This window comes from Rudaea sp. (assembly GCF_036560865.1).
GTDB lineage: Bacteria > Pseudomonadota > Gammaproteobacteria > Xanthomonadales > Rhodanobacteraceae > Rudaea.
Genome location: NZ_DATBQK010000068.1, coordinates 1 through 10130 on the forward strand (window position 1 = coordinate 1; position 10130 = coordinate 10130).

General features: G+C 61.0%; 8 protein-coding genes and 1 pseudogene. 6 read left to right on the top strand and 3 right to left on the bottom strand.

The window, feature by feature from the left end; translation table 11 throughout:
• Positions 1 to 58: 58 nt before the first annotated feature.
• The 3 genes and pseudogenes from VIE67_RS07200 to leuS all read right to left on the bottom strand — a co-directional run.
• Complete coding sequence (locus VIE67_RS07200; RefSeq protein ID WP_332024715.1) at positions 59 to 595, bottom strand: LPS-assembly lipoprotein LptE; 537 nt, start codon at positions 593 to 595, stop codon at positions 59 to 61.
• Positions 596 to 710: 115 nt separating this feature from the next.
• Positions 711 to 1334, bottom strand: a complete 624-nt coding sequence (locus VIE67_RS14765) for a class I tRNA ligase family protein (protein WP_414707310.1) — start codon at positions 1332 to 1334, stop codon at positions 711 to 713.
• Between the two features lie 14 nt (positions 1335 to 1348).
• Positions 1349 to 3521 (bottom strand): annotated as a pseudogene (gene leuS / locus VIE67_RS07205) (leucine--tRNA ligase); the annotation flags it as partial.
• A gap of 160 nt (positions 3522 to 3681) precedes the next feature.
• On the opposite strand from leuS, the gene VIE67_RS07210 reads away from it, so the two are divergent.
• The 6 genes from VIE67_RS07210 to VIE67_RS07235 all read left to right on the top strand — a co-directional run.
• On the top strand, positions 3682 to 4791 hold the full coding sequence (locus tag VIE67_RS07210) for a glycerophosphodiester phosphodiesterase (protein WP_332024719.1): 1110 nt from the start codon (positions 3682 to 3684) through the stop codon (positions 4789 to 4791).
• 227 nt (positions 4792 to 5018) lie between these two features.
• Positions 5019 to 5681 (top strand): GNAT family N-acyltransferase, encoded by a 663-nt coding sequence (locus VIE67_RS07215; RefSeq protein ID WP_332024721.1) that lies wholly within the window; start codon positions 5019 to 5021, stop codon positions 5679 to 5681.
• Positions 5682 to 5826: 145 nt separating this feature from the next.
• Entirely contained in the window at positions 5827 to 6414 is a 588-nt protein-coding gene (locus tag VIE67_RS07220) for an RNA polymerase sigma factor (RefSeq protein ID WP_332024723.1), read from the top strand.
• A 93-nt stretch (positions 6415 to 6507) separates the two neighbouring features.
• Positions 6508 to 7224, top strand: coding sequence for a hypothetical protein (locus VIE67_RS07225; protein ID WP_332024725.1), 717 nt, complete (start codon positions 6508 to 6510; stop codon positions 7222 to 7224).
• Positions 7221 to 7916 (top strand): hypothetical protein, encoded by a 696-nt coding sequence (locus tag VIE67_RS07230; RefSeq protein ID WP_332024727.1) that lies wholly within the window; start codon positions 7221 to 7223, stop codon positions 7914 to 7916. Before VIE67_RS07225 ends, VIE67_RS07230 begins: the two co-directional genes overlap by 4 nt.
• 86 nt (positions 7917 to 8002) lie before the next feature.
• The coding region (locus VIE67_RS07235) for a tetratricopeptide repeat protein (RefSeq protein WP_332024729.1) at positions 8003 to 10130 on the top strand (2128 nt) is incomplete at its 3' end.

Below are 10130 nucleotides of genomic sequence, written 5' to 3' on the forward strand. Positions count from 1 at the left end.
GTCAACTGTTTGCGCAACGCGGGCAGAGTAGTCGGCATGGCGGCGCGCGGATTCGCGCTTACTGCGAGAACTTGCGCTCGAGTACGTCGATCTTGCGCATGATCGCCTGGGACATGTCGCGTTCCATCTCGCGGCGGATCAAGTCCTGCTCCGAGCCGGTGCCGATCGCCTGTGTCTGATCGAAGGTGAAGCTGCGCGTCTGCTCGATCGGCTGTTTCTCGAACACGGTTTTGCCCGCGCCATCGCTGATTTCCAGATCGACGTGATAGACCATGTTGAACTGGTTCACGCGCGCATTCGCGCCGACCGAGGCGACCACGGTGGTCACACCGACTCCGGTCATGTTGATCTGCGCGATGCCCTCGCCGGGCACGCTTTCGATCTTCGCACCCGCACGCGTCAGCGCCGCCTCGACATTGTGCTTGAGCGGACCGTAAGTATCCGAACTCGTCACATACACGCGCTGCAGGTTCGACGCGAGCTTGACCTCGCCGCGCAGTTGGAAACCGCAGGCGGCGACCAGGCTACAGAGGCACAGTGTCAGTGCAAGTCGGGGCCCGGGGCTCGGCGCTCGGGATTCGGGAAAAGCGCTCAACCATACCGTCTTGAAACGTTCCCAAATCGCAGTTTGCCTGCGCCGGGCGGTGCGGCATTTCATTTCCGAGTCCCGAGTCCCGAGTCCCGAGTCCCGCATTGGCTCGCTCATACAATCATCCTACGACAATATTCACGATCTTGCCCGGCACGACGATGATTTTCTTCACGCTCACGCCTTCGAGAAATTTCGCCACGCCGGGCTCGGCAAGCGCCGCTTTTTCAATTTCCGCGCGCGCGGCGTCGATCGCCGCTTCGATCTGCCCACGCAGCTTGCCATTCACCTGCACCGCAAGCGTGACCGCGCTCTTCGTCAACGCCTGAGCATCAACCTGCGGCCAAAGCTGCTCGATGATCGGCTCGGCATGACCCAGATGCTGCCACAACGCGTGGCAGACATGCGGCGTAATCGGATTGAGCAGCAGCACGATCGTCTCGAACGCTTCGTGGCGCACGGCGCGGCCCTGATCGGACATATCGCCGAACTTGCCGACCGCATTGAGCAATTCCATCAAGGCTGCGATCGCGGTGTTGAACGACAGCCGGCGGCCATAGTCGTCGCTCACTTTGGCGATGGTTTCGTGCACCTGGCGGCGCAGCGTCTTCTGCGCGGCGTCCAGTGCAGACGGATCGACTTCTGTGGCGCTCCCCCTTCGGCCCTGCGGGCCACTTCCCCCGCTTTGCGGGGGAAGTGAATCAGTGCGACCTTCGGTCGCTACGTTCCCAGGGGCCTGCGACACATGCGCATGCAGATCGCGCCACAGGCGGCGCAGGAAACGCGACATGCCTTCGACGCCGGCTTCGCGCCATTCCAGCGAATGTTCGGGTGGCGCGGCGAACATCGAGAACAGACGCACCGTGTCGGCGCCGTATTTGCCTACCATCGTCTGCGGATCGACGCCGTTGTTCTTCGACTTCGACATTTTCTCGATGCCGCCGATCTCGACCGGCTTGCCGTCGGCTTTGAGCAGCGCACCGACGATGCGCGCCTTGTCGTCGCGCTGGATTTCGACATCGGCGGGATTGATCCATTCGCGGCTGCCATCGGCCTGCTCGCGATAGAACGTCTCGGCAATGACCATGCCCTGGCACAACAGGTTGGTCGCCGGCTCATCGGACTTGACCATGCCCGTGTCGCGCATCAGCTTGTGATAGAGGCGAAAGTATAAAAGGTGCAAAATGGCGTGTTCTATACCGCCGATGTATTGATCGACCGGCAGCCAGTAGTTCGCGCGTTCGTCGATCTGCGTCGTCGCGCCCGGACTGGTGTAGCGCGCGTAGTACCAGCTCGATTCCATGAACGTGTCGAACGTGTCGGTTTCGCGCTCGGCCGGAGCGCCGCACTGCGGACAGGTCGTCTTGCGCCAGTTCGGGTCGGCCTTGATCGGCGACTGCACGCCCATGAACTGCACGTTCTCGGGCAGGATCACCGGCAACTGGTCCTCCGGCACCGCCACCGCGCCGCATTTCACGCAGTAGATAATCGGAATTGGGCAACCCCAGTAGCGCTGGCGCGAGACGCCCCAGTCGCGCAGACGGTAGTTCACGCGGCGCGCGCCCTTGCCTGCCTTTTCCAGAAACGCGGCGATCGCGTCGAACGCGCCACGATAGTCGAGCCCGTCGAATTCACCCGAATTGACCAAGGTGCCATAGTCGGTGAACGCGCCCTTTTCGACGATATCGCGCTCGAATTCCTCGAACACGCTCAATGCACCCGGAGCCTCATACACGTCGAGCGACGGGCTAACGCCCAACGCGGCGGACATCACGTCGGGATTGCCCGCGGCCTCACGGCCGAGTTCGGCTATCGCATCGCGCACCGCATCGTCGACCACGACCATCTTGATGAACAGGTCGTACTTGGTCGCAAATTCCCAATCGCGCTCGTCGTGACCCGGCACGGCCATCACCGCGCCGGTGCCGTAACCCATCAGTACGAAGTTCGCGACCCAGATCGGCAGCTTTTCACCGCTGATCGGATGGATCGCATGCAGGTGGGTTTCGACGCCGCGTTTCTCCGCCGTCTCGATCGCCGCCTCGGCGGTCGCGGCATGCCGGCATTCGTCGATGAATGCGGCGAGCTGCGGATTGGTCTGCGCCGCCTGCAGCGCCAGCGGATGCTCGGCGGCGATGGCGAGGTAAGTCACGCCCATCAAGGTATCCGGGCGCGTGGTGAACACAGTCAAAGGTTCGGCCTTGCCTTCGACGTCGAAGCGGATATCGAGGCCTTGCGAGCGCCCGATCCAGTTGCGCTGCATGGTTTTCACCGCGTCGGGCCAGCCCGGCAGCTTGTCCAGATCGTCGAGCAACTCGTCGGCATACTGCGTGATCTTGAGGAACCACTGCGGGATCTCGCGCCGCTCGACTAGGGCGCCCGTGCGCCAGCCGCGGCCGTCGATCACCTGCTCGTTGGCGAGGACGGTCTGGTCGACCGGATCCCAGTTGACAACCGAGTTCTTGCGGTAGGCCAGGCCCTGCTTGAACAGGCGCACGAACATGCGCTGCTCATGCACGTAGTAGTCGGGCCGGCAGGTGGCGAACTCGCGGCTCCAGTCGATCGCGTAGCCGAGCGACTGCAACTGCGTGCGCATATGCTCGATATTCGCGTAGGTCCATTTCGCCGGCGCGGTGTTGTTCTTGATCGCCGCGTTTTCCGCAGGCAGGCCGAACGCGTCCCAACCCATCGGCTGCAGCACGTTCTTGCCCAGCATGCGCTGGTAGCGGCTGATCACGTCGCCGATCGTGTAATTGCGCACGTGACCCATGTGCAATGCACCGGATGGATACGGCAGCATCGACAGGCAATAGAACTTCGGCTTGGCGGCCTGCGCCTGCGCATCGAGCTCCCTGGCCTCGAACGCACGCGTGTCGTTCCAGAATTTTTGCGCAGCGGCTTCGACAGCTGCGAAATCGTAGGTTTCCTGCATGGTCTGCGATGCTGGCGCGTGGGCGCGAAAGACGGGGTCGCGCAGGTTAACGCAGCGCGGCCGCAAGCGCCAATGCGGGGCGTCCGGCCAATGCTTGTCATTCCGGCATGGATTGCCGGAATGACGCGGTAAATTCATGTTGCGACGCTATCCTGCCGTTATGCTGATAGCTCGATTTCCAGCGCTGTTCGCCATCGCCTTGACCAATTTCCCCACAATCGCCAACGCCGCGCCGCCAGTGAAGCCTATTGCAGAGCATGTACTGGTTATCGGCCACCGCGGCGCGAGCGCTTGGCGGCCCGAGCACACCCTCGCCTCGTACGCCAAGGCGATCGAGGACGGCGCGGATTTCATCGAGCCCGATCTGGTGATGACGAAGGACGGCGTGCTGGTCGCGCGCCACGAGAACGAAATCGCGGGCACGACCGATGTCGTCAGCCACACCGAATTCGCGGCGCGCCGGACGACGAAAATAATCGACGGCCACGCGGTCAGCGGCTGGTTCACCGAGGATTTCACCCTCACCGAATTGAAAACCCTGCGTGCGCGCGAGCGCCTGCCCGAGATTCGCCGGGCGAATATGAAGTTTGACGGGCAGTTTGAAGTGCCGACCTTCGACGAGATCGTCGAATTCGCAGCCGCGCAGGCGAAATCGCAGGAGCGCCCGATCGGCATCTATCCCGAGATCAAGCATTCGACCTATTTCCGTGCGCTCGGCCTGCCGATGGAAGATGTGGTGCTCGCCGCGATCCGCAAACACCCATACACGGCACAGATAGCACCGCTGTTCCTGCAATCTTTCGAGACCGCAAACCTCAAATATCTGCGCGGGCAACTCGGCACGGGCATGCCGAACGTCAAGCTGATCCAGCTGCTCGGCGAGGCTGCCGAACGGCCCTGGGATCTCGTCGTGGCGAACGATCCGCGCACCTACGCGGACCTAATGCAACCGCAGGGTCTGCACGCGATCGCGCGCTACGCCGATGCGATCGGTCCGAACAAACTCGCGATCATTCCACGCAAAGCCGACGGAACGCTGAGCCAACCCACGTCGCTGGTTGCCAATGCGCATGCGCAGAATCTGCTTGTACATCCGTATACATTTCGTCCCGAGAATTTTTTCCTGCCGAACGACATGCACGCGCCCGGCGACCCGGCAACGCGCAACGACGCGGGCGCCGTCGCCGAAATCCGCGCTTATCTCAACGCCGGCATCGACGGATTCTTTACTGACGACCCAGCCATCGGTCGCTGGGCCTTGGCACGCTAAGTCTTCGCCGCGAAGAGGCAGCTTCAACTACTGCATTGCCCGCGCCCATCGCGTGTAATCGCCGCACGTGAAAGCTGAAGAATCTTCTGGGAGCCGTCGTGGGCCGCCGCGACCGGATGAGACTACCGCGCGCCACAGCACTCCTTTCCTTGTGCAATCCCGGAGCACCTCGATGTTGCATGCCGCACGGTCGCCTGTTGAACCCTCGAATCAAGGCCGGGTGCGCAATGGACGCGGGTGATTACAGCACCCTGGTCGCGCGGCGCGCGGAATCCGAGCGCGATCAGCACGCGGTCGCACGTCTGCGCTTCGATGTCTATGTCGCCGAACACGGCAAGGCGTATGCGGGCGCCGACCACGCGCGGAAGACCCTCAGCGACGATCTCGACGCAGACGCGGACATCATGCTGATCGAGCATATGCACGCAGGCATCATCGCCACCGTGCGCTCGAACTCGCTGGCATCGACCCGGGCGCGCGCGCACTACAGTGCGCTGTTCGACCTCACCGCGTTCGGCCATGTCCCGCACCACGATATCGTCGTGTGCTCGCGCCTCGCAGTGAGTCAGGAACATCGCGACTCCAACGTGCGCGCGCAGTTGTTCGAGGCCGTGTACCTGCGACGGCTGGCGCTTGGGACGCGGCTTTGCTTCGCCACCTGCGCACCGGCACATCTGGGAATGTTCAGCGGCTACGGTTTCCGCGAGGTCGCAGCGCCGGTCAATGACCCGGTCGGTGGAGTTCTGCATCGCATTCTGCTGCCCCTGGACGACCTGGAGCATCTCGAACGCGTCGATTCCCCGTTCGCCACTCTCGCGCGTCTGTTCGGTATCGCCGAACAGCGCCGTCGGCCGCAGCTGGCGCCCATGCCCGGGGCGCGCACCGCGTAACTACTGCGACAACGCCCGACAACACCAGCGCCTCGGGTCACTCGGGACGCAGTCCCTTGTGCCACCTGGCATTCGGCGCAACGGGACTCACTTCTCCCGTCAAATTTTTGTTAGGCTGTCGGCGCCATACGGGTTCAGGGGCCCCATGTCCGTCGATCTGACGCAAGCAGACGCCAAGGCCGATGCGCAGTCGGATTTTGTCGCGCGCATTGCGGCAGGCGACCGCGCCGCCGAGACTGAATTCGTGCGGCGCTATCAGTATGGCGTGCAGGTGCTCGTGCGCCGGCATTGCCGTCCGGGCGACCCGATCGTCGAAGATATCGCGCAGGATGTTCTCGCGCGCGTACTCGATCGCCTGCGCGCCGGCGCGATCCGCGACGCCGACGCTCTGCCCGCCTATGTGCAGGCCGCAATCGTTTACGCCACCAGCGCCGAATACCGCAGCCGCCGGCCGACCGAATCGGTCGAGGCCATCGAACAGCTACCGGGCAGCGATTCACCGTTAATTTGCGTGACCGCAGACCAATTGCGGCAGACGCTGACCGCACTGCTCGCCGAACTACCCGTCCCGCGCGACCGCGAGCTGCTCACGCGCTTTTATCTCGACGACGAGGACAAAGACGATGTGTGCCGTCATCTTGGCATCGACACAGCGCATTTCCGCCGCGTCGCGTTTCGCGCGCGCGAACGTTTCCGCGAGTTGCTCGACCGGGCCGGAATCGGGGAGGTGTGAGGTGAGACGAATGGCGCGCAACGCGTTCCCTTATGCACACAGGGACCTGTGTCGAATTGAATGGAGCTTCACGTGACACCGGCACCTACGCACATGTCGACATGGCTGGAACAGGCATGGCTCGCCCGCTATCTGGATCGACAACTGGATGGCGACGAAACCGCGTGGTTCGAGGCTTATGTATTGGACAAACCGGAATTGCTGGCAATGATCGATGCGGATAATCGTTTGCGGAATGCGCTGGCGGGTAGGCCGGGGGCTGTTGTGCGCACTGACGCGTCGGCCGGCCAGGACAACCGCGCAGGTGGAGCCACTGGCGCAGCGACGAACGTTGCAACGAATCCTGCCAGTATTTCGGGCGATAAGCGTGTAGTGCAGTTTCCGAAACGCAGTCCGCTCCAATCATGGCTTGCAGTTGCTACGGCCTTGGTTCTCGGACTCGGCATCGGCGGCATTGGCATGCGCAGCCTTGCTCCGAGTCAAAGCGCCTCGGTAATCGCCAGCCCCACTCGGATCATTTACGACACCATGCGTGGGGAAGCCACTCCTCCTCGCGTTGAACACGCGGATAGTCAATCGCCATATGTGCTTGTCGAAGTCGCTGTGCCGCCGGGCGCCGAGCACATTACCTTGCACATCGAAGGTGTGCCAGATCAACCGCTAACAAAGTCACCGGATGGGTTTGTGAGTTTTTTGGCTACGCGATCCACGTTGAGCACGAAAAAGTCTGTTTCGCTTGAGCTGTCCATCAACGAGCAGTACAGAGTCCTTTCCATCGATACGCCAAACTTGGGGAAAAATTCACCATGAAAAGAAAATCCGCAAACCCGACAATCGCAGCTGCGATGATCTTGTTTATCCTATTGACTTCGCTCACCGCAATTGCCGATCCGCGGCCTAAATTCCCTAAAGAATCTTGCACTGCCGGGCCGAATCAGACTTGCGTGGATTTCGCCGACAAAGACCAAGGAAAGCTATGGCAATCATCCACTCCCAGTAGTCTCCTGCTCTGGGGAACCTCAAACGATCCAAGCATCTGGGATTCGCACGGCTTCATAACGCTCGCTCCGCAATCCGATCCCAGCTCCAAATGTACCCAAGCAAGTGATACTTGGATTCAAGCGGGCACGAGACTCATGATTCAAACCGACACCTCTAACAGCCAAACACTGTTTCTGCTACTCCCGTGGGGGGGCATGTTCATCGAGAAGGCACTGTTACCGAACGTATATAAAGGGAATATCCGCTGGATGTCGGCAACAATTCCTGGTCCCCTAACGCACACCTATGACTATTTTGTTGAGTTCGGATTTGATTCTAAGCATCAAACCGAAAAACAATACCGCGTTGACGCCTTTCCGCACTGGAATACGCCTCCTACCACAGGGAACGATTATCTGTGTTATTTGGAGCGCCCCGACCGACGAACGGATTGGAACACCACATCAGTATCCGGTATCTCCCAAACGGGAACGGGCACTGGCAATGAGCCAGTACATTGATTTGGACACAGTCTGCATGGGATGCACATAGGGCCTAAAGACACGTGATTCCCAGCGCAATCCTCTACCTTTGGCTTGCGCTTTCAATGGACGTCGTTGAACCGGCACCGTCCATAGCCTTGACTTGTGCTCAGGATGGTCAATGGCAAGACCACGATTTGCCCGTCACAAGCCTGCGGTTTGCTCCCGACGCCGGCGCCGTCTGGCTGGAGCTCGAAGAATCCGGACAATCGGTCGTGCTCGTAAGCCCGACCGCAGACGCGATCGATATTTCGTCACCTTATCGCTACGGTTGGCACTGGCGGCACGTCGATGCCGGGCATGAGATCGACATCCAAAGGTTCGACCCGAACGTCGCGCCAGCGCACGTCAAGGTCTCTTTGCATTGTTCGCTACCGCCCGCGCTGCAGCCGAGACTACTGTGGCTGCAGCAAGCAAGCTCTATCGCGGCTAGACTCCAACGCCCCGTCGAGCCCTCACAGCTACCCTCGCTCTTGAGCGATATCGACCGACTCACGATGAGCGCCGACGACGACCAAAGGCGTGCGATGGGACTGCATCTTCGTGCCCAAGCTCTCGCCGTCAATGGCCGCAGCGCGGATGCCGTCCAGGCTTTTGCTGTCGCCGAGCAATCCTGGCAAGCCATACGCGACCCGGCACGGGCGCTGGCCGCACGTGTCGGGCGCGTAGAAGAGTTGTACGCAACCGGGGACTCGCGGTCGGTATTGGCGCTGACGGATGGTATTTCCGATTCTTCCAACGCGACTTATTTTTCGGTGCGCCTCGCAAACACCCGCTGCCTCGTCCTGCAGGCGCAGGCCAAGCTCGACGACGCAGAGCATTGTTACGACTGGGTTCTCGCGCAATACCAGCGGCTCGGGGAAAACACGGAGCGGGTAACCTCACTGCAGAACTACGCAAGTCTGCTACGCGATCAAGGCAAGCCCGACAAGGCGTGGCAGCTCGGCCAAGCGGCGCTGGCATCGGCCCGAGGACCCAATGCTCCGATGGTGCGCGGGCGCCTGCATGTCATGCTCGGCAATCTCGCAATCTTGCGCGGGGATGTCGCCGAGGCGCTGTCGCAATCCGATCTTGCGCTGGACGAGTTTGCCCATGCGAGGGAAAACGTTCTGCGCTGGGAAGCGAACACGTATTTGAACGCCGCGTTTCTTTTTGCACAACTCGGCGCGGACAGCGAAGCCTACGATGCATTGGGCCAAGCCATTTCTCGAATTTCGGTTCGCGACGCGCCGGCAAGAATGGCAGTTGCGATGAACGTGTTCGCCGACGTGGAGCGAGACACTCACAATCTGGAGTCGGCGATACTCTGGAAATACGCCGCGGAGCAAATCTTCACTGGCCTCAATATGCCTGCGGCCGCCGAGGGCGTCCGGGCCGAACGCCTCGGCGTGGAGATCGATGCTGGTGGCTTCAATCCGAGCGAAACGGAAATCACGCAACGTCTCGCGAACAATTCCGCGTCCGCTCCAGACTGGCAGCTGCTGTCTGCCGAACTTGCGGTTCAGCAGAATCGCCAGGCGGACGCCCGCCTAGCCCTGAATGGCGCGAGGTCAGGATCAATGTCGCTGCCACAGCAAATTCGCGCGATCCGGCTCGACGCGCGACTGCATTTCCAAACCGGAGATGCGACAGGAGCACAGCAGATCTTGCTCGCGGCCGCTGGACAAAGTGAAGCCTTGCTGGGCAAAACTGGCAGCCCGGTCATCCGCTATCTGGTCAGCAAACAGATTCGCATGATTGGCAAATCGGCTTTTCAACAAATACTGGCAAGACGCGATTCGACAACGGAAGTCGCAGCCACGTTGTCTTGGCTGGCCTTCATGACCGACGACGGTGCTCGCATCGAAAACTTGCAATCGGCCAAACACGCGAAAGAGTTCGACCGTGCGGTCGCTGAAGATTTGTTGACACCGGCGAAGAAAAATAGAACTGAAGCTGAGTCCAAGACGCAGCGCGAACTTCTCGCGTTACTCGCCACAAATGATGATCACGCTGACCAGGCAGGCTCTTCCGTACGATCCATTTCACTCGCAGCCATCTCACAAAACCTCGATGCCGATTCTGTCTTTGTTGCCTACGTTGACGGAGAAACGCGCGGAGGTCTGCTCTGGGTCTCGCGCGACGACGCCAGGTTGCTCGGTGCCGCCGCACCGGAAGACGTGCGTACGTCGATTGCTGCATTGCGCGAAGCTC

Bases quoted from the DNA above. Each gene is read 5' to 3' on its own strand.
- VIE67_RS07210 (WP_332024719.1), top strand. From the start codon at position 3,682: ATGCTGATAGCTCGATTTCCAGCGCTGTTCGCCATCGCCTTGACCAAT.
- VIE67_RS07230 (WP_332024727.1), top strand. From the start codon at position 7,221: ATGAAAAGAAAATCCGCAAACCCGACAATCGCAGCTGCGATGATCTTG.
- VIE67_RS07220 (WP_332024723.1), top strand. From the start codon at position 5,827: ATGTCCGTCGATCTGACGCAAGCAGACGCCAAGGCCGATGCGCAGTCG.
- VIE67_RS07215 (WP_332024721.1), top strand. From the start codon at position 5,019: ATGGACGCGGGTGATTACAGCACCCTGGTCGCGCGGCGCGCGGAATCC.
- VIE67_RS07225 (WP_332024725.1), top strand. From the start codon at position 6,508: ATGTCGACATGGCTGGAACAGGCATGGCTCGCCCGCTATCTGGATCGA.